This window comes from Lelliottia sp. 489, from assembly GCF_050435885.1.
GTDB lineage: Bacteria > Pseudomonadota > Gammaproteobacteria > Enterobacterales > Enterobacteriaceae > Enterobacter > Enterobacter nimipressuralis.
On the sequence record NZ_JBNDLC010000007.1, the window covers coordinates 41,298 to 64,070 of the forward strand.

A 22,773-nucleotide genomic window follows, 5' to 3' on the forward strand; every position below is an offset into this window, starting at 1 on the left:
CGCCTCCGGGCGGCTTTTTCATGGGGAAATCTGGAGACTGGCTCGCAAAAGTGGTATAACAAATCATCCGCCGTACCCTGCCTGGAGCGCATATGGAAATCACCGAATCACGTCGTTTGTATCAGCAACTTGCTGCCGAGCTGAAAGATCGCATCGAGCAAGGTGTCTATCTCGTCGGTGATAAACTGCCAGCCGAACGCTTTATTGCTGATGAAAAGAGCGTCAGCCGCACCGTGGTGCGTGAAGCGATCATCATGCTCGAGGTAGAAGGTTACGTTGAGGTGCGCAAAGGCTCCGGCATTCATGTGATTTCCAATTTGCCAAAACATTCACCGGTGCCGGATGAAAGTCTGGAATTCGCCAGCTACGGTCCGTTTGAACTGCTTCAGGCCCGTCAGCTGATCGAAAGCAACATTGCAGAATTTGCCGCGACCCAGGTGACCAAGCAGGACATCATGAAACTGATGGAAATCCAGGATCAGGCGCGCAAAGAAAAATGTTTCCGCGACTCCGAATGGGACCTGCAGTTCCACGTTCAGGTGGCGTTGGCGACGCAAAATACCGCCCTCGCAGCAATCGTCGAAAAAATGTGGACTCAGCGCGTTCACAACCCGTACTGGAAGAAATTACACGATCACATTGATTCCCGTACCGTCGACAACTGGTGTGACGATCACGATCAGATCCTTAAAGCGCTGATTCGTAAAGACCCGCATGCGGCGAAACTGGCGATGTGGCAGCATCTGGAAAACACCAAGCTGATGCTGTTCAACGAAACCAGCGACGACTTTGAATTCAACGCCGACCGCTATCTTTTTGCCGATAATCCGGTAGTTCATCTCGATACCGCAACCAGTCAGGCAAAATAGTTCTCCTTATCGCTGGCAGGCGCACCGCTGCGCCTTCCGGCTCGCTGTGAGTCAGTAAACATATATAGTGTCAGCCTGTGTAAATACCCTCGCGTCACTTCCTCTCCATAGGCCAAAATCATTTCCCCGGCCGATCGCAAAATCTGTGACGTATTACGTTGGGCTTTGTTACAATTGGATGCAAATTGCATTTTTTAGTTAGTGCTTGCTTACCTAGCCATTAAACAGGGATCAGTTCTGGCCACCACAATGTGTCCGCGAGCGACCATAATGAAATCATAAACGATGTCGCTGAGCTGTTTACCCCGAATAACAGGCGAGACGTTAACCGATTTCCAGGAACACTGAATGGAACTTTTGACCCAATTACTGAACGCCTTATGGGCTCAGGATTTCGAAACCCTGGCCAATCCGTCCATGATAGGCATGCTCTATTTCGTCTTGTTTATGATTCTGTTCCTTGAGAACGGACTGCTGCCTGCCGCCTTTCTGCCGGGTGACAGCCTTCTGGTGCTGGTCGGCGTGTTATGCGCCAAAGGGGCCATGGCATTTCCGCAAACGGTGTTACTGCTCACTATCGCTGCCAGCCTTGGCTGCTGGCTGAGTTACATTCAAGGACGCTGGCTTGGCAATACGCGGATCGTTCAGAACTGGCTATCTCATCTGCCGGCCCACTATCACCAACGTGCGCACCATCTGTTCCATAAGCATGGCCTCTCCGCGCTGCTGATTGCGCGTTTCATCGCTTTCGTCCGTACCCTTTTGCCGACCATCGCGGGGCTTTCTGGCCTGAGCAGCACCCGTTTCCAGTTCTTCAACTGGATGAGCGGCCTGCTGTGGGTGCTGATTCTGACGACCCTCGGCTACCTACTGGGCAAAACGCCGGTGTTTCTGAAATATGAAGATCAGCTGATGTCCTGCCTGATGCTGCTGCCGGTGGTGCTGCTGGTCTTTGGTCTGCTCGGTTCGGTATACGTGCTGCTGAAGAAAAAATACGGGGCCAGGGATTAATATGGTCATCTCGCCGCATTCCCTGCGCCGGTTGTCCTACGCCCTGATCGCGCTGATGATCCTCAGCGCGATGGTGCTCATCTGGACGGCGGTTCAGCATCAGGAATCGACGCTGGCCATTCGCCCGATGAACCAGGGTGCCAGCGTGCCGGACGGTTTTTCTGTCTGGCACCACCTTGATGCCAACGGAATTCGTTTTAAAAGCATTACGCCGCAGGACGACGTTTTGCTGATTAAGTTTGACTCCAGCGCTCAAAGCGCCGCCGCGAAAGAGGTGCTCGACCGCTCCCTGCCGCGGGGTTATATCGTTGCACTGCAGGACGATGAGAGTCAGACCGCATTGTGGTTAACGCGCCTGCGAGACACCTCGCACCGGTTTGGATAATTACCAGGATTCTGAATCTTTTCACTCACTTTGGTGATAACCCCGTTTACTTACTATGCTTAAGTACGCGGAGCACCCCTCAGATGTTCTCCGCATGACACTGGAAACGCGGCATACTCTTCGGACTGCCGTAACACAATGGAAGGTTTCTACAATGAAATACCGCATCACTCTGGCTTTGGCCCTTTTGTCTTTGAGCACCGCGTCCTTTGCGAACACTCTCTGTCAGGAGAAAGAAAAGGACATCCAGCGCGAAATCAGTTATGCCGAAAAGCATAACAACCAGCACCGTATCGACGGTCTGAAAAAAGCGCTGAGCGAAGTGAAAGCCAACTGCTCGGATAGCAAGCTGCGTGCCGATCACCAAAAGAAAATCGCTGAACAGAAGGACGAGATTGCTGAACGCCGTCAAGACCTGAAAGAAGCGAAAGAGAAAGGGGATGCGGAGAAGATTGCTAAGCGTGAAGATAAGCTGAAAGAGGCCGAGGAAGAACTGAAAGCCCTTGAAGCTCGCGATTATTGAGTTAACGGAAATCTCAACAGGAGAAAATCATGTCTAAAGATACTACTTCAGAACATCTGCGCGCTGAGTTGAAATCCCTGGCGGATACCCTGGAAGAGGTACTGAACTCTTCAACGGACAAATCCAAAGAAGAGCTGAGCAAGCTGCGCTCTAAAGCGGAAAGCGCGCTGAAAGAGAGCCGTCATCGCCTGGGTGAAACCGGTGATGCGCTGGCTAAACAGACCCGTGAAGCCGCTGCGAAGGCTGACGAGTATGTGCGCGATAACCCATGGACCGGCGTAGGTATCGGCGCGGCGGTGGGCGTGGTTCTGGGCGTTCTGCTGACGCGTCGTTAATCATGGACGATCCACGTCACGCACAAGGGCCGGCTAAAAACGTCCTCGGCATCGGCCAGCGTATTTTGACGACGCTGGTTGGGATTGCCGAAACGCGAGTTCGACTGGCAGTGGTGGAGCTGGAAGAGGAGAAAGCCAATCTCTTCCAGATGCTGCTGATGCTGGGGCTCACCATGCTCTTCGCCGCATTTGGGCTGATGAGCCTGATGGTGTTAATCATCTGGGCGATCGATCCGCAGTATCGCCTCAACGCTATGATCGCCACAACGGTTGTGCTGTTGGTGGCCGCACTGATTGGCGGGATCTGGACGATGTATAAAGCGCGCAGTTCTACGCTGCTGCGTCATACCCGTCAGGAGCTGGCCAACGATCGCGCACTGCTGGAGGATGACAAGCCGTGAGTAGCACAACAGAGCGTCGCAAGCGCAAAGCGTATCTGCTAAGCCAGATCCAGCAGCAACGGCTGGATCTGACTGCCTGCCGTCGCGACTGGCTGGAAGTGACCCGTTCGTACGATCATGGCTGGAACACGTTACTGAGCTTGCGCTCCTGGGTGCTGGTAGGCAGTAGCGTGATGGCCGTCTGGTCCGTTCGTCACCCCAGCATGCTGGTCCGCTGGGCCAGACGTGGCTTTGGCGCCTGGAGTGCATGGCGTCTGGTCAAATCAACGCTACGTCAGCAGCAGTTACGTTCCTGACACCACTGCTCTTTATGCCGGGTGGCGATTCCGTCTTACCCGGCTTATATTTCCCCCCTTCCCTTCATTCGCAACTCTCACTCAATATCTTTGAAGAAGATTGACAGTTTTCCTTGCTAACAATTGTCATTCGTCACGTTTATTATCCTCTCCATCGACAGCAAACACGCGGTATCTACCCGGATTTGCACACAAAAAATCGTCAGCCGCGTAAGTGGTTTTCTGGAGAGTAAAATGAAAAAATTAGAAGATGTTGGTTTACTGGTTGCACGCATTCTGATGCCAATTCTGTTTATCACCGCGGGCTGGGGCAAAATCACCGGTTATGCCGGTACGCAACAGTACATGGAAGCCATGGGCGTCCCAGGATTCCTGCTGCCACTGACCATCCTGCTTGAGTTTGGCGGCGGCCTGGCGGTTCTGTTCGGCTTCCTGACGCGTACCACGGCGCTGTTCACCGCAGGCTTCACCCTGCTGACCGCGTTCATCTTCCACAGCAACTTTGCGGAAGGCATGAACTCCCTGATGTTCATGAAAAACCTGACCATCGCAGGCGGTTTCCTGCTGCTGGCTATCACCGGTCCTGGCGCATTCAGCATCGATCGTGTTCTGAATAAGAAGTGGTAAGCACGCTATACTGAATAAAAAAGCGAGGAGATATCTCCTCGCTTTTGCTATTTGAAGACGGAATAAAGACGGAGGAATCAATGGGACAATTAGTCGACGGCATCTGGCAGGATATCTGGTATGACACCAAATCCACTGGAGGACGCTTCAAGCGCTCTGTTTCGGCCTTCCGTAACTGGCTCACCGCCGATGGCGCCCCCGGCCCTAGCGGTGAAGGTGGCTTTGCGGCGGAGAAAGATCGCTATCATCTGTATGTTTCCCTCGCCTGTCCGTGGGCGCACAGAACGCTTATCGTGCGCAAACTCAAAGGGCTGGACGCGTTAATTCCGGTTTCCGTGGTGAATCCGCTGATGCTGGAAAACGGCTGGACCTTCGACAGTAATTTCCCGGCGGCCACCGGCGACGACATTTACCACCACGATTTTCTCTACCAGCTCTATCTGCGCGCAGACCCGCACTACACCGGACGCGTCACCGTCCCTGTTCTGTGGGATAAGAAAAACCAGACTATCGTCAGCAATGAATCCGCCGAGATCATTCGCATGTTCAATACGGCGTTTGACGCGTACGGTGCGCGGGCGGGTGATTATTATCCGCCAGAACTGCGCGATAAGATCGATGAACTGAACAGCTGGATTTACGACAACGTCAATAACGGCGTCTATAAGGCCGGTTTCGCGACCAGTCAGGAAGCCTACGACGAAGCGGTCAGCAAGGTGTTTGAATCCCTGGCGCGTCTGGAACAAATTCTCGGTCAGCACCGCTATCTGACGGGCGACCGCCTGACAGAAGCCGACATTCGCCTGTGGACCACGCTGGTGCGTTTCGATCCGGTGTACGTCACCCACTTCAAATGCGACAAACACCGCATCAGCGACTATCTGAATCTGTATGGTTTCCTGCGGGACATTTACCAGATGGATGGCATCGCGGAAACCGTCGATTTTAACCACATCCGCACCCACTACTATCGCAGCCACAAAACGATTAACCCGACGGGGATTATCTCCATCGGGCCGTGGCAGGATCTGGACGAACCGCACGGTCGCGATACACGTTTTCGCTAAATTTTAAGGGCATCCATGGATGCCCTTTTTTATTTCACTATCTGCGACTATCCTTACCTCGATCGCTTAAAAAACAAGAGATTGTCTGAATATCGAGGCATACAAATGGACTGGTATCTAAAAGTACTGAGAAATTACGTTGGGTTTAGTGGTCGCGCTCGCCGCAAAGAGTACTGGATGTTCGTTCTGGTGAACTTCATCCTCACCCTGGTGCTGGGTATCGTCGATAAAATTCTGGGGTGGGACCGCGCAGGTGGCGAAGGCATTCTCACCACAATCTACGCACTCCTGGTCTTTTTGCCGTCGCTGGCGGTACTGTTCCGCAGGCTCCACGACACGGATCGTTCGGCGTGGTGGCTGCTGCTGATTTTGATCCCGATCGTGGGCTGGTTGATCATTCTCGCCTTTAACTGCCAGGCCGGTACACCGGGCGAAAACCGCTTTGGATCAGATCCAAAATTACAGCCGTGAGCATTGCCCGGTGACGCATCGCGATCCGGGCCTGCACATTGCACTACTTATTATGCGCGAACAGTTTTGGGATTTCGCGTAAGCACCAGGACTTGGCCTCGCCCATGCTGTCACGGCGCCATGCCATGATGATATCCACCTCGTTGGTGTATTCCGGGCTGACCACGCGCAAGCGCCCTTCGGCGATATCTTTTTCCACAAACGGATAAGGCATTGTCGCCACCCCGAGGCCCGCTAACAGCGCCTGGCGCTTGTCTTCCAGAGAGGTCACCGTCAGACGCGGCTGTTTGTCCAACAGCTGCACCGTGAGCACAGGGCGCTCACGTGCGGTATCCGCCACCGCCACGCCGCGATATTTCACACGCGTCACTTCGGATAGTGGCTCCGGCTCCTGATGAATCGGGTGATCCGGTGCAGCCACATACACGTTCATCACGCTGTAGAGCTTGCGCGAGTTGATTTCGGACGAGGAGCGAAAGTGCATATCGGGGGCGATCACAATGTCCGCCCTGCCCGTCTCCAGCCGCTCCCACGCGCCTGCCAGCACTTCGGTAATGACAGAGAGCTGCGTATTGGCTTTGGCAGCGAGGCGCTCGACCAGTGGGAACAGGGCCGATGTCGGCACCAGCGCCTCGGTGACCAGCGTCAGGTGCGTTTCCCAGCCGCGTGCCAGCGCTTCGGCGTCGGTGGTCAGTTTATCGGCGGCCTCCAGCAGAACGCGTCCTCGCTCCAGCAGCATACGCCCGACATTCGTGAATTTTGTTCGGTGACCGGAACGGTCGAAAAGCACCACATCCAGCTCTTCTTCCAGCTTTTGCATGGTGTAACTCAGGGCCGACGGAACCCGCCCCAGCTCGTCTGCCGCAGCGGCAAAGCTGCCACGCCGGTCTATCGCGTCCATGACGCGTAGCGCCTCAAGCGTCAATGCTCTCTCTTTTGCCATCTCGTTCTCATTCAGGAAATTTGAACATACCGGGCAGAATATCTGGCTAACAATGAAGCGTCCATACCTTTACCATTGTTTTAGTGTAAAGAGAGGTCAGTTTTATGATTACGACAAGAACAGCAAAACAGTGCGGACAAGCCGATTTTGGTTGGCTGCAGGCCCGCTACACCTTTTCCTTTGGACACTACTTTGACCCAAAACTGCTCGGTTACGCCTCACTGCGCGTGCTGAATCAGGAAGTTCTCGCACCGGGCGCTTCCTTCCAGCCACGCACGTACCCGAAAGTGGATATCCTGAATCTGATACTGGAAGGTGAAGCAGAATATCGCGATAGCGAGGGCAACCATGTCCAGGCGAAGGCGGGCGAAGCGTTGCTGATATCAACGCAGCCAGGCATTAGCTATAGCGAACATAATCTCAGCAAAGATAAGACGCTGACGCGTATGCAGCTGTGGCTGGACGCCTGCCCGGAACGGGAAAATCCACTGGTGCAAAAGCTCAACCTGAGCGGCGACAAGCAACAGCTGATTGCGTCCCCGGATGGCAGCCAGGGCAGTCTGCAACTGCGCCAGCAGGTGTGGCTGCACCATATCGAGCTGAAAAAAGGTGAACAGGCAAGCTTCCAGCTCCACGGGCCACGTGCCTACCTGCAATCCATCCACGGCACGGTGCATGCCCTGACGCATACGGAAGAGAAAGAAGCGCTCACCTGCGGCGATGGCGCGTTTATCCGCGATGAAACGAACATCACGCTGGTCGCCGACACTCCCCTGCGCGCGCTGTTGATTGATTTGCCGGTGTGATATTGGCTATTTCTTTTGCGTTATCCTGGTGAATTAACACGCTCTTTTAATCAGTCCAAAAGAATAAATCATCAGCAAACATCCCATAAACGCCCGCGACAAACGCGGGCATCGAATTATTCGCTCAGCGCGTTCGCCATATCCGTTTTGATCTGCTTACGCTGTTCCGGCGTGAGCACCTGGCTGACATCGAAGTAGTATTTCACGCGGTAATAACGCGCCTGCTCTTCCACCTTGCTGAAGGCCGCGAGCTGGTTTTTCACCACGCTTTCATCCCATTTTCCTGCCTGGAACATATCCACCAGCGCGCCATCTTTTACGCCGGTCATCGGGATTTTGCTGACGTTGTCTTCCAGTTTCTGATGCAGATCTTCAATTTTCTTCACCTGATCGTTGCTGAGCTTCAGATGCTGAACAAGGGGATCTTGTGAGGGGGACGGTGCGGCTTCAACGTTTGCCGCCTGCGCTGCAAAACTACCACACGCCAGTGAAAGCGCGAGCAGAGCGATACGGGTCATTTTCATCATCTTACTGTCCTTAAATTGGGAGAGGGAAAAGCAGGTGCATTGTTTTTCAAGACCGGATGAAGATGTGTGATCAATTATATAAACAAATTTGTATGTGCAGCGGGCAAAAAAAAGCCCCCTTCAGCGAAGGGGGCGTGGTCAGTGGTGTTGGCTTAAATGGCCTGGGTAAAGGTTCGTGAAATAACGTCCTGCTGCTGCTCGCGCGTCAGGGCATTAAAGCGTACCGCATAGCCCGAAACGCGGATCGTCAGGTTCGGATAATTCTCCGGATGTTCAATGGCATCCATCAGCATTTCCCGGTTCATGACGTTGACGTTCAGATGCTGCCCGCCTTCGATGGCCGCCTCGTGGTGGAAATACCCGTCCAGCAGGCCGACAAGGTTGGTTTTACGTACCCCTTCGTCTTTGCCCAGCGCCTGCGGCACAATCGAGAAGGTGTAAGAGATCCCGTCCTTGGCGTAGGTGAAGGGCAATTTCGCAACAGACGTTAACGACGCTACCGCCCCTTTGCGATCGCGTCCGTGCATCGGGTTCGCGCCCGGCGCAAACGGTGTTCCGCCGCGACGTCCGTCCGGGGTGTTACCCGTTTTCTGGCCGTACACCACGTTTGAGGTAATGGTCAGAATCGACTGAGTCGGCACGGCGTTACGATAGGTTGGCAGCGCCTGAATTTTCTTCATAAAGCGCTCAACCAAATCGCAGGCGATGCTGTCCACACGATCGTCGTTGTTACCGTACTGCGGATACTCCCCTTCAATCACGAAGTCGACGGCCAGGCCCGTATGGTCGCGCACCGGTTTCACCGTGGCGTACTTGATCGCCGCCAGGGAATCCGCTGCCACCGACAGGCCCGCGATCCCGCAGGCCATCGTACGATGCACATCGCGGTCGTGCAGGGCCATCAGCGAGGCTTCGTAGCTGTATTTGTCGTGCATAAAGTGGATAAGGTTCAGGGCGCTGATGTACTGCACCGCCAGCCAGTCCATAAAGTGGTCAAGGCTCGCCATCACGGTGTCGTAATCCAGCACGTCATCCAACAGCGGCTCGGTTTTAGGTCCGACCTGGATTTTCAGCTTCTCATCCACCCCGCCGTTGATTGCGTACAGCAGCGTTTTGGCGAGGTTGGCGCGCGCACCAAAGAACTGCATCTGCTTACCAATCACCATCGGGCTGACGCAGCAGGCAATGGCGTAGTCATCACTGTCGAAATCGGCGCGCATCAGATCGTCGTTTTCGTACTGCAATGAGGAGGTGGCGATCGACATCTGCGCGGCATATTTTTTGAAGGCAATCGGCAGCTGTTCTGACCACAGAATCGTCAGGTTTGGCTCCGGGGCAGGCCCCATGGTATTGAGCGTGTGCAGATAGCGGAAGGAGGATTTACTGACCAGCGTACGCCCATCCAGCCCCATCCCGCCGATCACTTCCGTGGCCCAGATCGGATCGCCCGAGAAAAGAGTGTCGAATTCCGGGGTACGCAGGAAGCGCACCATGCGGATCTTCATGATGAAATGGTCGATCAGCTCCTGAGCCTGTTGCTCATTCAGGCGCCCGGCCTTCATGTCACGTTCGATATAGATATCAAGGAAGGTCGCAGTGCGGCCCAGGGACATCGCCCCGCCGTTCTGCGATTTCACCGCCGCCAGATAGGCAAAGTAGATCCACTGCACCGCTTCCTGAGCGTTCATGGCTGGACGTGAGATATCACACCCGTATTTCGCCGCCATCTCCTGGATTTGCAGCAGTGCGCGGCGGTGCTCAGACAACTCCTCGCGCAGGCGAATGGTCGCCTCCAGCTCTTCACCGCGCTCCATTTTCGGCTGCAGATCGGCAAACTGCAGTTCACGTTCGCGCACCAGATAGCTGATGCCGTACAGCGCCACGCGGCGATAGTCGCCAATAATGCGTCCGCGCCCGTATCCATCCGGCAGACCGGTAAGCACGCCGGATTTACGGCAACGCATCATCTCCGGCGAGTAGACGTCAAACACGCCCTGGTTATGGGTTTTGCGCAGATGGGTGAAAAGATACTCGAACTGCGGGTCCATCTCGCGTCCGTAGGCTTCAAACGAGCTGCGGATCATGTTGATCCCGCCATACGGATGCAGGGCGCGTTTGAGCGGGCGATCCGTTTGCAGGCCGACGATCGTTTCCAGCTCTTTCTCAATATAGCCCGGCCCGTGAGCGGTAATGGTGGTCGCGACGTTGGTGTCGAAATCAACGGGAGCGTGGGTGGCGTTCTCCTGACGAATCCCCTCCATTACCTTCTGCCACAACGCCGTGGTGGCTGGCGTGGCAGGCGCTAAAAAGTGCTCATCGCCCTCGTACGGGGTGTAGTTTTGCTGGATAAAATCCCGCACATTAATGCTTTCCTGCCAGTCATTTCCGCAAAAGCCGGCCCACGCGTCGCTGTAGGGAGCGACACGAATATCGATATTTACCTTCATGAGTTTCTCTCTGTGTCAGGCGATTTCCGCAGCCAGACGGACCTTTCCAAGACGGAGGGCATCCAGTGCGATCATTTTTTCTTCGTTGGTTGGGATCACGGCGCACGGCACGCGGGAGGTGTCAGCGGAGATGATGCGCTCACCCTCGCTACCAGGCAGGGCATTTTTCTGCTCATCCAGCTCGATACCGAAAACCTTCAGGCGATCGGCCACCAGCTGGCGTATCAGTCTGGAGTTTTCACCAATTCCTCCCGTAAAGATCACGCCGTCCAGACGGTGCAGGGAGGCGGCGTGACCGGCGATATGGCGAGCGATGCGATGAACAAAAGTCTCAATCGCGAGGCGGGCGCGCTCGTGACCCTCGTGCCAGGCTTTTTCCAGCGTGCGTAAATCAGACGAGAGGCCAGAAAGCCCCAGCAATCCTGACTCTTTATTCACCACGCGCTCAAGATCCTCCAGCGTTTGCCCGGTTTGCTGTGCAATCCACGCCATCGCGCCAAAATCGACGTCGCCGCAGCGCGTCCCCATCACCAGCCCTTCCAGCGGCGTCATGCCCATGGAGGTATCCACGCTGCGCCCGTTACGGACCGCGCAAATCGACGCCCCGTTGCCCAGGTGTGCAATCACCAGTCCGCTATCGGCTTCGGCAATATTCAGCAGCGAATACGCCTGTTGCGAAACATAGCGATGCGATGTGCCGTGGAACCCGTAGCGGCGCACGCCCAGCTCTTCGAAGAAGCGATACGGCAGGCCGTAAAGATAGGCCTCGGGCGCGAGCGTCTGGTGGAAGCTGGTATCAAACACCGCGACCTGCTGCACGCCGGGGAACAGCTGTTGAGCCGCTTCCACGCCGCTGAGATTGGCGTAGTTGTGCAGCGGGGCCAGAGGCGAAACCTGACGAATCTGATCGATGACCTTATCGGTGATCAGGGTGGACTCGCTGAACAGGCTGCCACCGTGAGCGATGCGGTGGCCAATTAAGGCCACGCTGCTCATCAAATCGCGCTTTTCCAGCTCCAGGGCGATGGCAGCCAGCGCCCCTTCGTAGTCCTTGCGAGCCAGGGTGACTGGCTCGCTCCCGTTCACGGATATAAAGGCACTTTCAGTGTTCACACCATCTGCAATACCGGTCATCAGCGCGTCACAGCTCGCTGCGTCCAGCACCGAAAACTTCACAGATGACGATCCACAGTTAATGACCAATACAACCGGAAATTCATTCATGTCTTCACTCCGCTCATCCTGAGCTTTGAATCAGAAAAGTTTGTATACGATATTCAGAATGGTCAGCAGGCCAATCGCCGTCACAAAGATGTTCTCGGTTCTGCCTTTGTATTTCGCCAGCGCTGGCGTTTTACGGATGGCATACATCGGCAGCAGGCACAGCAGAGAGGCGATAATCGGCGCACCCATCGCTTCAATCAGGTCCAGAATGTTCGGGTTGGCGTACGCCACGACCCAGGTGGAGCCCATGATGAAGATCATGCTGATGGTGTTCAGTTTGCCGACGGAAACTTTCTTCTTATCGCCTTTGTAACCAAACTTCAGGACCAGGCCGTTCAGCCCTTCCAGCGTGCCCAGGTAGTGGCCGAAGAAGGATTTGAAAATGGCAACCAGAGCGATGATCGACGCGCCGTACTCCAGCACGGTGGCGAAGGTCGATTTGGTCCCGGAGAGCGAAGCAAAGTGGTTGGCCAAGTAAGAAAGCACCGGAATGTTCTGCGCTTTGGCTTCTGCCATGTTCTGCGGAGAGAGCGTGAACAGGCAGCTAAAGGCGAAGAACATCACCACCGCCACCATCAGCATGCTGGCGCGACCGATGATTTTGGAACATTTCTGCTCGGTGAACTCTTTACCGAATTCGCCTTCGTACTCCTCACGTTTCGACACCACGAATGAGGAGACAATTGGCGAGAAGTTGAAGGAGAAGACCATGATGGAAATTCCCAGCCAGACGGTGACCAGAATGCCATCGTGCCCGGTGAAGGAGATGTCGCTCAGGTTAACCTGGTCAATAACCGCCGAGTTCCAGTAAGGGATCAGGGACAGGGAGATCAGCACCAGGCTGGCGATGAACGGGAAGACCAGGAAGCTCATCACTTTCACCATCAGGTCTTTACCAAACCAGATAACGAATGCCATCAGCAGCAGCAGGAACAGGGCCACAAAGCCACGGTTCAGTGCGGGAAGCTGAAGCTGGTTTTCCCAGAAGGTCATAAAGGTGTTTGTAATGGTGACGCCGTAAATCCACAGCAGCGGGCAAATCGCAAAGAAGTAGAGGAAGGTGATCACCACCCCGCCAGTCTTACCAAAATGCTCTTCCACCGTCTCGGTAATGTTGCCGGACGGATTGCTGCCGGACAGGCACAGACGCGCCAGCGCGCGGTGGCAATAGAAGGCAATAGGATAGGCCAGCAGCAGCATCAGCAGAATCGGTATCAGCCCGCCAAAGCCCGCACGAATCGGGAAGAACAGCACACCCGCGCCGATTGCCGTACCGAACAGCCCCAGTGTCCAGGTGGTATCTGATTTTCGCCAGGAAGACGTTTTTGTCTGACTGGCAATGATAGTTTCAGAGTTGCTCATAATTTATCCTTATTTATGCATCAACGAGGCCGGTAATTTGGGAAACGCGGGAAAGGTCGATATTGCCGCCGGAAATAATACTAACCGTTTTGCGCCCCTGAATATAATGATCCAGTTTTCCGCTTAATAATGCAGCCGTTGCCAGCGCGCCAGCCCCTTCTGTCACCACTTTATTTCGTTGGATCAGTGCGACCATGCTGTTACGAATATCGTCTTCGCTCACCAACACGATGTCGTCGACTAATTCACGAACAATTTCGAAGGTTAAATTACCTGGACGAGAAACATCGCAGCCGTCGGCTAATGTGCCGGTGGTACGGTGATTCATAATTTCCCCAGCGTAGTAAGACGCCGCCATACCGTGCACGTTTTCAGACTGCACGCCGATAATATTAATGGTCGGGTTGATGGATTTAATGGCCGTGGCGATCCCAGCGATTAATCCGCCGCCGCCGATAGGGACAATCACATTATCGACATCATATAAGTCTTCGAGAATTTCAAGACCAATGGTGCCCTGTCCGGCAATGACTTTTACGTCGTCATACGGCGGAATAAAGATGCGCCCTTCCTGCTCGACGATTTCACTGACTTTGGCGATGGTGTCGTTAAAGTTCTCACCGTGCAGTACCACTTCAGCGGAGTAATCACGCGTGGCCGCCACTTTCGATTTTGGGGCGCCCATCGGCATAACAACTTTGCCGTCAATACCGAGCATGGCGCAGGAGAGCGACACACCCTGAGCATGGTTACCGGCGGAACACGCCACCACACCTTTGCGACGTTCTGCTTCGGTTAAGGAACTTAATTTGTTAAAAGCACCGCGAATTTTAAACGAACCGGTGCGCTGCATATTTTCAAACTTCAGGAAAATTTCGCCTTTGCAGCGCTCGCTCAGATAATTAGAACGCGGCATGCCGGTTTTATAAATTTTACCAGCCAGTCGTTTGCGGGCATCTTGTATTTCTTCAATCGTTACCGGAAGATCGTAAGTAATGTGCATATAATCCTCTTTATAATAATTCATATTCTGTAAGCAAAGTCTGGGTGTCAGCGAGGGAATTCCCTCACCGGGTGTTTTAAAATGGTACGTCTCAATTCATTGTTCAGTTATGGTGAGCTGTTTTCGCCTTTCACTGTTTTGCGCGGAATATTGCTTCGCCAACTCCACTAATACCGAAGCGGATTTTTTAATACGATAATTTTTTGACCAGACGGCGGCATAACGTGCAATGGGTAATTCATCTTCCACGGGCAGTACGACAAACTGGTCGGAACCGAATGGCGTAATCATGTCTCTTGGGATCACGGTGAGATAATCGGCGTTGAGAACCAGGTTATAGATGGTGACGACGGAATCGGTCTGGACGATGTTTTCGATGCTGATGTGGTTGTTCTGGAGAGTGGTTAATAATTCTTTGTAGTAGCCCATATCGGTTTGCGGCATCACCCACTGCTCGTTGGTGAGCGATGCCAGTGTCGTCGTTCCGGTGCACGTTCGCGTTTTACTGGCCACCAGCACAAATTCCGATTCAAACAGTGGCTCAACGTGCAGATCCTGTAACAGCATTTCATCACTCAGGGTGCCGATGGCGAAATCCAGTCGCCCATCGCGGATGGCAGGCAGGAACGAGGAGAGCTGTGCTTCAAACATCGAGACTCGCGCTTTCGGGAACACTTCTTTGAATTTTTTGATCATGCTGGAGAGGAACGTAAAACCGATCAGCGATGGATAGCCGAACGAGACGTCGATGACGGTGCTGAAGCTCAGGTTGTTCATCTCACTGACCATATTCTTCATTTCGCGGGTGATGGACTCGGAGTACGCGAGCAACGTTTGCCCTGCGCTGGTCAGCTTCACGCCGGTGTTCTTGCGCACAATCAGTTCGACACCAAAGTAGGATTCGATATCGTTAATGATTTTGCTGACGGCCGGTTGAGTCAGGCCAAGTTGACGGGCGGCAGAACCAATAGATCCACTTTTAATGACTTCCTGAAATACAACTAAATGTTGTGTTTTCGGTAGAATAATAGTGCTCATCATATTCTGCTCTTATTTCCTTATCCGTGGCAGGATTCTACCCATTATTGATGACGAGGGTATGTGCTGTTACTCACAGATTACTTTTTCATACCATTCACACCCTCACAAAAACACTGATTAATTCATATAAATCATAATGTTACCATTTACCTTATCAATAAAACGCCTGATATTGATCAATAAATCTCAGGGAGATAAATTAATTTTATGGCGATAACCACGATCTATTTATGGCAATAAACAAGAGGGAATAAAGGTGATATTTCAGTCAATTAAAGGCGAATAAATAGACGTTATTTGCTTTAAACATTTTTGTATATTATCAAATAAGTTAATAAATATTTGCCCGCAGGGGAAAAAGCGTCGAGGGCATCACACATTCACAGGGCAAATGTATTGAAAGTAAAGATTTCATTAATTTATACGCCATAAAGTAGACACATTTCAGCAACAACAGAAACATCAAGTCAACACTGCGAAATGGCGATTTTTTAGCGCGTAATTTTGTGAATGCGATCTCTAATCTCGGTAAAAAAACATCATTCCACTCAAAAGCAGTGAAATGTGCTTATTGTCGCAAAAATGGGAATTCGTTCGGTTTCACGAAGGCGGTGGTGAGGAGCAAAAAGCAAAAACCCCGCCGAAGCGGGGTTTTCTTAATAGTTGAAGCTGACCGATAAGCCGGGTTCTGTCGTGGACAGTCATTCATCTAGGCCAGCAATCGCTCACTGGCTCAAGCAGCCTACCCGGGTTCAGTACGGGCCGTACCTTGTGAACCCCTATTTGGCCTTGCTCCGGGTGGAGTTTACCGTGCCACGGACTGTTGCCAGCCGCGCGGTGCGCTCTTACCGCACCCTTTCACCCTTACCTGATCCCGCTTGCGCGGGCCATCGGCGGTTTGCTCTCTGTTGCACTGGTCGTGGGTTTCCCCCCCAGGCGTTACCTGGCACCCTGCCCTATGGAGCCCGGACTTTCCTCCCCTCCGCCCGTCTCCCCCCGAAAGGGGACGACGACGAAGCGGCGACTGTCTGGTCAGCTTCGGCGCGAAGTATAGAGGGTTTAGGCGCCGCTGTCACCCTTGCGTGCGCATCCCCACCTGCAAAGTCGCTGCGATGTTGCGTGACGAGCGATAAATGTTATCAAACGCCCCACGGAAGGCCTCTTCCAGCGAGCCAATGCTGTTCAGCACGCTGAACACCGCATCGATACCGTACTGATGCACCACACCGACGTCGCTGGTCAAACAGCCTGCAATGCCGATCACCGGTTTATGGTATTTTTTGGCGACGTTCGCCACGCCAACCGGCACTTTGCCGTGAATGCTCTGGCTGTCGAGCCGCCCTTCGCCGGTGAGCACCAGGGTGCAGTCATGGATATGTTCTTCGAGGTTCAGCGCCTGGGTGACAATCTCAATCCCACTGCGCAACTCCGCGCCGAGAAACGCCATCAGCGCCGCGCCCATCCCCCCTGCCGCGCCGGAGCCTGGGACATTTTTAACGTCAATCGACAGGGACTTCTTAATCACGTCAGCAAAATGGCTGAGATTGCGATCGAGTTCGACGATCTTCGCCTCATCGGCCCCTTTTTGCGGACCAAAAATGCGTGATGCGCCATTCTCACCGATCAGCGGATTGGTGACGTCACAGGCCACGCGAATCGTGCAGCCTTTTAAGCGCGGGTCCAGACCGGAAATGTCGATACTGTTCAGCGCCATCAGGCTGCCGCCGCCGTAGCCGATCTCCGTGCCGTTGGCATCACACAGCTTCGCGCCCAGAGCCTGCACCATACCGGCACCTCCGTCGTTGGTCGCGCTGCCGCCAATGCCGATAATAATGTTGCGCGCGCCTTTATCCAGCGCATTCAGAATCAGTTCGCCCGTGCCGCGAGAGGTGGTAATCAGCGGATTACGCTGCGCCAGTGGCACCAGCGCCAGGCCGCTGGCTGCGGCCATTTCGATAATCGCCGTTGCGCCATCGCCGGACATTCCCCAGCAGGCATTCACTTTTTCGCCCAGTGGACCCGTGACAATGGCGTGTTGCTCAGTGCCCTGGGTGGCGGCAATCATCGCTTCGACCGTGCCTTCTCCGCCATCAGCGACCGGCACAGACACATACTGAGCATCCGGAAAAATTTCCCGAAAACCTTTTTCTATCGCCTGAGCTACCTCGGAGGCAGAAAGGCTTTCTTTATAAGAGTCAGGGGCGATTACGATTTTCATAGTTGTAGCCTGTTACTGCACAACGCCGGATGGCGTTTCACTTATCCGGCCTACAGGGTAGGCCCGGATCGCTGTGCGCTATCCGGGCAGAACGTCATTAGCGAGTGACTTCCACTTTCGCCAGTTTTTCGTAGTAGCAGGCAATGGCGCTATGGTCCGCCGTTCCCAGACCATCGGCGCGCAGGGCCTGCATCATCTCCATTACCGCTGCGGTCAGCGGCAGCTGTGCGCCGACGCCATGGGAGGTGTCCAGCGCGTTAGCCAGATCTTTAATGTGCAGATCAATGCGGAAGCCCGGCTTGAAGTTGCGATCCATCACCATCGGCGCTTTAGCATCCAGCACGGTGCTGCCCGCCAGACCGCCGCGAATGGCCTGATACACCAGATCCGGGTTCACGCCCGCTTTGGTCGCCAGCGTCAGCGCTTCAGACATCGCGGCAATGTTCAGCGCGACGATCACCTGGTTCGCCAGCTTGGTGACGTTACCTGCACCGATTTCACCCGTATGCACCACGGAACCGGCCATCGCTTTCATCAGATCGTAATATTTGTCGAAAATCGCTTTGTCACCACCCACCATCACCGACAGGGTGCCGTCGATGGCTTTTGGCTCGCCGCCGCTCACCGGCGCGTCCAGCATATCCACGCCTTTCGCTTTCAGCGCTTCGCTGATTTCGCGGCTTGCCAGCGGGGCGATAGAGCTCATGTCGATCAGTACCAGGCCCGGCTTCGCGCCTTCGATCAGGCCGTTTTCACCCAGCGCCACTTCCTGCACATGGGGTGAGTTCGGCAGCATGGTGATAACCACATCGCACTGCTCGGCAATCGCTTTTGCCGTAAGCGCCGTTTCGGCACCGGCGGCAATCAGCTCCGCAATGACTTCTGGATTACGGTCAGAAACCACCAACGAGTAACCTGCTTTGATGAGGTTTTTACTCATTGGTTTACCCATGATACCCAGGCCAATAAAACCAACTTTCATTGTCATAACGTTCTCTCTCTCACGTGTCGATGGTGGTTATTTTTTAAAGGAATCAGCTAATTTCTGCGTTGCAGAGCGGAAGACGCCGAGATCGCTGCCGACGGCCACAAAGGTGGCGCCCCACTCCAGATAACGGCGGGCATCGGCCTCGACCGGTGCCAGAATGCCGCACGGTTTGTTGTGAGCTTTGGCTCGAGCGAAAATGTGCTGAATGGCGCGCTGCACGTCCGGGTGGTTGGCATTGCCGAGGTGGCCCAACGCCGCAGCCAGATCGCTTGGGCCGACAAAGATGCCGTCCACGCCGTCGGTGGCAGCGATGGCATCCACATTGTCCACGCCATGCTGGCTCTCAATCTGAACCAGAATGGTGATGTTCTGGTTGGACTGCGCAAAGTAGTCCGGCACGGTGCCAAACATGTTGGCGCGATGGGAAACGGACACACCGCGAATGCCTTCCGGCGGATAGCGGGTCGACGCCACGGCCTGCACCGCCTCTTCCACATTTTCCACAAACGGGATCAGGAAGTTATAGAAGCCGATATCCAGCAGGCGCTTAATAATCACCGGTTCGTTGGTCGGCACACGCACCACCGGCGCGCTGTGGCTGCCCTTCAGCGCCATCAGCTGTGGAATAAAGGTGCTGATATCGTTCGGCGCATGTTCACCGTCGAGCACCAGCCAGTCAAAACCTGCCAGACCTAAAACCTCGGTGCTGATTGGGCTTGCCAGCGCAGACCAGCAGCCAATCTGAATCTCTTTCGCCGCCAGGGCCGCTTTAAACTTGTTCGGGAAAATATCGTTACTCATCGCTTTTACCTTCAATGATTCGTGATGTTGAGGCGCTTATTTCTGCAATTCCATACGCTTGATGTCACCCACTACGAACAGGTAGCAGAACATCGCCATCAGCGCAGAGCAGCCAACGAAGACCAGCGCCGCATTGAATGAATGCAGTTCACTCACCAGATAACCAATCACCAGCGGGGTGACAATCGACGCCACGTTACCAAAGACGTTGAACACGCCACCACACAGGCCCACAATCTCTTTTGGCGCGGTATCGGAAATCACCGGCCAGCCCAGCGCACCAAAGCCTTTTCCGAAGAACGCCAGCGCCATCAGCGCAACGACCAGCACCGTGTTATTGGTGTAGTTGCACAGGATAATGGAGGACGCCAGCAGCATACCGAGCACAATCGGCAGCTTACGCGCCAGGGTGATCGACTTGCCGGTTTTAATCAGGTGATCCGAGAACACACCGCCCAGCACGCCACCTGCAAAACCACACAACGCCGGGATGGAGGCCACGATGCCGACTTTCAGAATCGACATACCTTTTTCCTGCACCAGATAAATCGGGAACCAGGTGAGGAAGAACCAGGTAATGGTGTTGATAAAGTATTGACCAAAAAATACGCCCAGCATCATGCGGTTGGTCAATAACTGTTTGATGTAATGCAGCTTTGGACCACTCGCCGCTTTATCGCCCGGCTTTTTATGATCCATATCGACCACCGCGCCACCGTCAGAGATAAACTTCAGCTCCTCGGCAGACATACGCGGGTGATCGGTGGGGTTATGGATGAACTTCACCCACATCGCCGTCAGGATGAAACCAATGACACCCATCACGGTGAAGACATGTTCCCAGCCCCACGCGAAGGTCAGCCAGCCGAGCAGCGGAGAGAAAAGTGCCAGCGAGAAATACTGCGCGGAGTTAAAAATCGCCGAGGCGGTGCCGCGCTCTTTGGTCGGGAACCAGGCCGCCACAATACGGGCGTTAGCCGGGAACGACGGTGCTTCGGAAAAACCGAGCATAAAGCGCATACAGAACATGGAGATACCGGCCCACGCCAGCGGGAAGAGATCGACAAAGCCCTGCAGGAAGGTAAACAGCGACCAGAAAAACAGGCTATAGGTGTAGACCTTTTTCGAGCCAAATTTGTCCAGCAGCCAGCCGCCGGGGATTTGCATCAGCAGATACGCCCAGCCAAACGCGGAGAAGATGTACCCCATGGATACGGCGCTGAGCTGCAGCTCTTTTGCCACTTCTGTCCCGGCAATCGACAGCGTGGCGCGGTCAGCGTAGTTCACTGCCGTCACAATAAATATAATCAGTAATATTAAATGGCGGGTATGAATACCCTTTTTTGTTTCTACAGCTGTTTCCAGTGACATGTTTATTTCCTCAGGCACATCGATCTTGGTATTTTTATTATTTTGGAAAAGTCTTTACTGATTATTTATCGATAGCAGGCAATATCCGTTAATTAACCAGATGCAATGAAATCGTGATTAAGTATAAACATCCATCCGCCCCTGCACATTGTCGCATCGCTCAATTATCACCGTATTCTAGAACGTTATTTTGAGCATATGCACAATCGCATGGGCGCTGATGCACAGATTTACGCATTGCCTGCCAGCTGGCGCGGGTGCAGGTTTCGCGGAGTGATCTCGGTCACATTTTTATCTTTCGACTCCTGACATTCTTTATTCAAGAAGGCAGCGTCTTTATTTCTGACAATAAGAAAATAAACACTCTCTTAACTGCATTTAATATCTAAAGTTTTACTGGAGAATAATGAGCAATGGCCGACATCGAAATTCGACAAAAGTCGCCGACGGCGTTCTATATAAAGGTACACGACACGGATAACGTGGCGATTATTGTTAACGACAATGGCCTGAGAGCAGGAACACGCTTCCCCGATGGCCTTGAACTCATCGAACATATTCCCCAGGGCCATAAAGTCGCGCTGGTCGATATCCCTGCCCACGGCGAAATCGTCCGTTACGGGGAGATCATCGGCTACGCCGTGCGGGCGATTCCGCAGGGCAGCTGGATTGAGGAGTCACTCGTTGAGCTGCCGAAAGCCCCGCCGCTGAATACTCTGCCGCTGGCAACGCGCGTACCGGAACCGCTGCCGCCGCTGGAAGGCTACACCTTCGAAGGTTATCGCAACAAAGATGGCAGCGTTGGCACTAAAAACCTGCTCGGCATTACCACCAGCGTGCATTGCGTGGCGGGTGTAGTGGATTATGTGGTGAAAATCATCGAACGCGATCTGCTGCCGAAATACCCGAACGTCGACGGCGTGGTGGGTCTGAACCACCTGTACGGCTGCGGCGTGGCGATCAACGCCCCGGCCGCCGTGGTACCCATTCGCACCATCCATAATATCTCCCTCAACCCCAATTTTGGCGGCGAGGTCATGGTGATTGGCCTGGGCTGCGAAAAACTTCAGCCAGAGCGCCTGCTGCAAGGCACTGACGATGTCCAGGCGATTGCCGTGGATGACGCCAGCATTGTGCGTCTGCAGGATGAGCACCACGTTGGCTTTAAATCCATGGTCGACGATATTCTCCAGGTCGCCGTGCGTCACCTGGAAAAACTGAATAAACGCCAGCGCGAAACCTGCCCGGCGTCCGAACTGGTGGTGGGCACCCAGTGCGGCGGCAGCGATGCTTTCTCCGGTGTGACCGCCAACCCGGCGGTCGGCTACGCATCCGACCTGTTTGTGCGCTGCGGCGCTACGGTCATGTTCTCGGAAGTGACCGAAGTGCGCGATGCAATTCATCTTCTCACCCCGCGCGCCATCAACGAAGAGGTGGGCAAGCGCCTGCTGGAAGAGATGGCCTGGTACGACAACTATCTCGATATGGGACAGACTGACCGCAGCGCGAACCCGTCGCCGGGTAACAAAAAAGGCGGGCTGGCGAACGTCGTCGAAAAAGCCCTTGGCTCGATTGCGAAATCTGGCCAGAGCGCCATCTCCGAAGTACTATCTCCGGGTCAGCGCCCGACCAAACGCGGCCTGATTTATGCCGCTACGCCTGCCAGCGATTTTGTCTGCGGCACGCAGCAGGTGGCATCGGGGATTACGGTGCAAGTGTTCACTACCGGGCGCGGCACGCCGTATGGACTGATGGCGGTTCCGGTGATCAAAATGGCGACCCGCACAGAGCTTGCAAACCGCTGGTATGACTTAATGGACATCAACGCCGGGACCATTGCGACGGGTGAAGAGACGATTGAGGACGTGGGCTGGAAGCTGTTCCACTTTATTCTGGATGTCGCGAGTGGCCGTAAAAAAACCTTCTCCGACCAATGGGGATTACACAACCAGCTGGCGGTGTTTAACCCGGCTCCAGTGACCTGATGCCTGTGCCCGGTAGCGATACGCTTACCGGGCACAAAACTTTTATAGGCCGGGAAGGCGCAATTGCCACCC

Annotated in this window: 23 protein-coding genes and 1 other RNA gene; 12 read left to right on the top strand and 12 right to left on the bottom strand. The window is 54.2% G+C overall.

All coding sequences use genetic code 11. The features are described from left to right. Positions 1 to 92: 92 nt before the first annotated feature. From exuR to ABIE11_RS18345, 10 genes are all read left to right on the top strand, one after another. The gene (exuR, locus tag ABIE11_RS18300) at positions 93 to 869 is read left to right on the top strand and encodes a transcriptional regulator ExuR (RefSeq protein ID WP_100778812.1); all 777 of its coding nucleotides are present in this window, start codon (positions 93 to 95) and stop codon (positions 867 to 869) included. 348 nt (positions 870 to 1,217) lie between these two features. After that, positions 1,218 to 1,880, top strand: coding sequence for a DedA family general envelope maintenance protein YqjA (gene yqjA, locus ABIE11_RS18305; RefSeq protein ID WP_100778811.1), 663 nt, complete (start codon positions 1,218 to 1,220; stop codon positions 1,878 to 1,880). 1 nt (position 1,881) lies between these two features. Then, complete coding sequence (gene mzrA / locus ABIE11_RS18310; protein ID WP_100778810.1) at positions 1,882 to 2,265, top strand: EnvZ/OmpR regulon moderator MzrA; 384 nt, start codon at positions 1,882 to 1,884, stop codon at positions 2,263 to 2,265. A 154-nt stretch (positions 2,266 to 2,419) separates the two neighbouring features. Next, the gene (locus ABIE11_RS18315) at positions 2,420 to 2,788 is read left to right on the top strand and encodes a DUF1090 domain-containing protein (protein WP_100778809.1); all 369 of its coding nucleotides are present in this window, start codon (positions 2,420 to 2,422) and stop codon (positions 2,786 to 2,788) included. Positions 2,789 to 2,817: 29 nt separating this feature from the next. Then, positions 2,818 to 3,123: a DUF883 family protein gene (locus ABIE11_RS18320; protein WP_100778808.1), complete on the top strand. Its 306-nt coding sequence runs from the start codon at positions 2,818 to 2,820 to the stop codon at positions 3,121 to 3,123. Positions 3,124 to 3,125: 2 nt separating this feature from the next. Continuing rightward, the gene (locus tag ABIE11_RS18325) at positions 3,126 to 3,524 is read left to right on the top strand and encodes a phage holin family protein (protein ID WP_123428289.1); all 399 of its coding nucleotides are present in this window, start codon (positions 3,126 to 3,128) and stop codon (positions 3,522 to 3,524) included. Continuing rightward, positions 3,521 to 3,820 carry a YqjK-like family protein gene (locus ABIE11_RS18330; protein ID WP_100778806.1) on the top strand — a complete coding sequence of 100 codons (300 nt, stop codon included), beginning with the start codon at positions 3,521 to 3,523 and terminating at the stop codon, positions 3,818 to 3,820. The genes ABIE11_RS18325 and ABIE11_RS18330 overlap by 4 nt, the downstream gene beginning before the upstream one ends. Before the next feature lie 234 nt (positions 3,821 to 4,054). Next, positions 4,055 to 4,447, top strand: coding sequence for a DoxX family protein (locus ABIE11_RS18335; RefSeq protein ID WP_184957379.1), 393 nt, complete (start codon positions 4,055 to 4,057; stop codon positions 4,445 to 4,447). A gap of 80 nt (positions 4,448 to 4,527) precedes the next feature. Continuing rightward, positions 4,528 to 5,514, top strand: a complete 987-nt coding sequence (locus ABIE11_RS18340) for a glutathione S-transferase family protein (protein ID WP_429185079.1) — start codon at positions 4,528 to 4,530, stop codon at positions 5,512 to 5,514. 105 nt (positions 5,515 to 5,619) lie between these two features. Further along, a complete protein-coding gene (locus ABIE11_RS18345) occupies positions 5,620 to 5,985 on the top strand; it encodes a DUF805 domain-containing protein (RefSeq protein WP_429185081.1) in 366 nt (121 codons plus the stop codon). Between the two features lie 43 nt (positions 5,986 to 6,028). Here the strand turns inward: ABIE11_RS18345 and ABIE11_RS18350 are convergent, their stop codons facing one another. Then, positions 6,029 to 6,928, bottom strand: a complete 900-nt coding sequence (locus tag ABIE11_RS18350) for a LysR family transcriptional regulator (protein WP_100778803.1) — start codon at positions 6,926 to 6,928, stop codon at positions 6,029 to 6,031. A 104-nt stretch (positions 6,929 to 7,032) separates the two neighbouring features. On the opposite strand from ABIE11_RS18350, the gene ABIE11_RS18355 reads away from it, so the two are divergent. Then, positions 7,033 to 7,734: a pirin family protein gene (locus tag ABIE11_RS18355; protein WP_102104847.1), complete on the top strand. Its 702-nt coding sequence runs from the start codon at positions 7,033 to 7,035 to the stop codon at positions 7,732 to 7,734. 116 nt (positions 7,735 to 7,850) lie between these two features. Here the strand turns inward: ABIE11_RS18355 and ABIE11_RS18360 are convergent, their stop codons facing one another. From ABIE11_RS18360 to ABIE11_RS18410, 11 genes are all read right to left on the bottom strand, one after another. Beyond that, complete coding sequence (locus ABIE11_RS18360) at positions 7,851 to 8,261, bottom strand: Spy/CpxP family protein refolding chaperone (protein WP_429185083.1); 411 nt, start codon at positions 8,259 to 8,261, stop codon at positions 7,851 to 7,853. Between the two features lie 152 nt (positions 8,262 to 8,413). Further along, positions 8,414 to 10,708, bottom strand: a complete 2,295-nt coding sequence (gene pflB / locus ABIE11_RS18365; protein ID WP_429185085.1) for a formate C-acetyltransferase — start codon at positions 10,706 to 10,708, stop codon at positions 8,414 to 8,416. A 15-nt stretch (positions 10,709 to 10,723) separates the two neighbouring features. Next, positions 10,724 to 11,932 carry a propionate kinase gene (gene tdcD, locus ABIE11_RS18370; RefSeq protein ID WP_429185087.1) on the bottom strand — a complete coding sequence of 403 codons (1,209 nt, stop codon included), beginning with the start codon at positions 11,930 to 11,932 and terminating at the stop codon, positions 10,724 to 10,726. A gap of 30 nt (positions 11,933 to 11,962) precedes the next feature. Continuing rightward, positions 11,963 to 13,294, bottom strand: coding sequence for a threonine/serine transporter TdcC (tdcC, locus tag ABIE11_RS18375; protein ID WP_100778797.1), 1,332 nt, complete (start codon positions 13,292 to 13,294; stop codon positions 11,963 to 11,965). A gap of 13 nt (positions 13,295 to 13,307) precedes the next feature. After that, complete coding sequence (gene tdcB / locus ABIE11_RS18380) at positions 13,308 to 14,297, bottom strand: bifunctional threonine ammonia-lyase/L-serine ammonia-lyase TdcB (RefSeq protein ID WP_100780814.1); 990 nt, start codon at positions 14,295 to 14,297, stop codon at positions 13,308 to 13,310. 96 nt (positions 14,298 to 14,393) lie between these two features. Then, positions 14,394 to 15,335, bottom strand: a complete 942-nt coding sequence (gene tdcA, locus ABIE11_RS18385) for a transcriptional regulator TdcA (protein ID WP_100780813.1) — start codon at positions 15,333 to 15,335, stop codon at positions 14,394 to 14,396. 664 nt (positions 15,336 to 15,999) lie between these two features. Next, an RNA gene (gene rnpB, locus ABIE11_RS18390) (RNase P RNA component class A) lies at positions 16,000 to 16,378 on the bottom strand. Between the two features lie 32 nt (positions 16,379 to 16,410). Beyond that, positions 16,411 to 17,556, bottom strand: a complete 1,146-nt coding sequence (garK, locus tag ABIE11_RS18395; protein WP_100778796.1) for a glycerate 2-kinase — start codon at positions 17,554 to 17,556, stop codon at positions 16,411 to 16,413. Positions 17,557 to 17,653: 97 nt separating this feature from the next. After that, positions 17,654 to 18,544, bottom strand: a complete 891-nt coding sequence (gene garR / locus ABIE11_RS18400; RefSeq protein ID WP_100778795.1) for a 2-hydroxy-3-oxopropionate reductase — start codon at positions 18,542 to 18,544, stop codon at positions 17,654 to 17,656. Positions 18,545 to 18,574: 30 nt separating this feature from the next. After that, positions 18,575 to 19,345: a 2-dehydro-3-deoxyglucarate aldolase gene (gene garL, locus ABIE11_RS18405; protein ID WP_107702782.1), complete on the bottom strand. Its 771-nt coding sequence runs from the start codon at positions 19,343 to 19,345 to the stop codon at positions 18,575 to 18,577. Between the two features lie 36 nt (positions 19,346 to 19,381). Further along, complete coding sequence (locus tag ABIE11_RS18410; protein WP_100778793.1) at positions 19,382 to 20,716, bottom strand: MFS transporter; 1,335 nt, start codon at positions 20,714 to 20,716, stop codon at positions 19,382 to 19,384. A gap of 413 nt (positions 20,717 to 21,129) precedes the next feature. On the opposite strand from ABIE11_RS18410, the gene garD reads away from it, so the two are divergent. Next, positions 21,130 to 22,701: a galactarate dehydratase gene (gene garD, locus ABIE11_RS18415; protein ID WP_102105464.1), complete on the top strand. Its 1,572-nt coding sequence runs from the start codon at positions 21,130 to 21,132 to the stop codon at positions 22,699 to 22,701. The last annotated feature ends 72 nt before the right edge of the window (positions 22,702 to 22,773 follow it).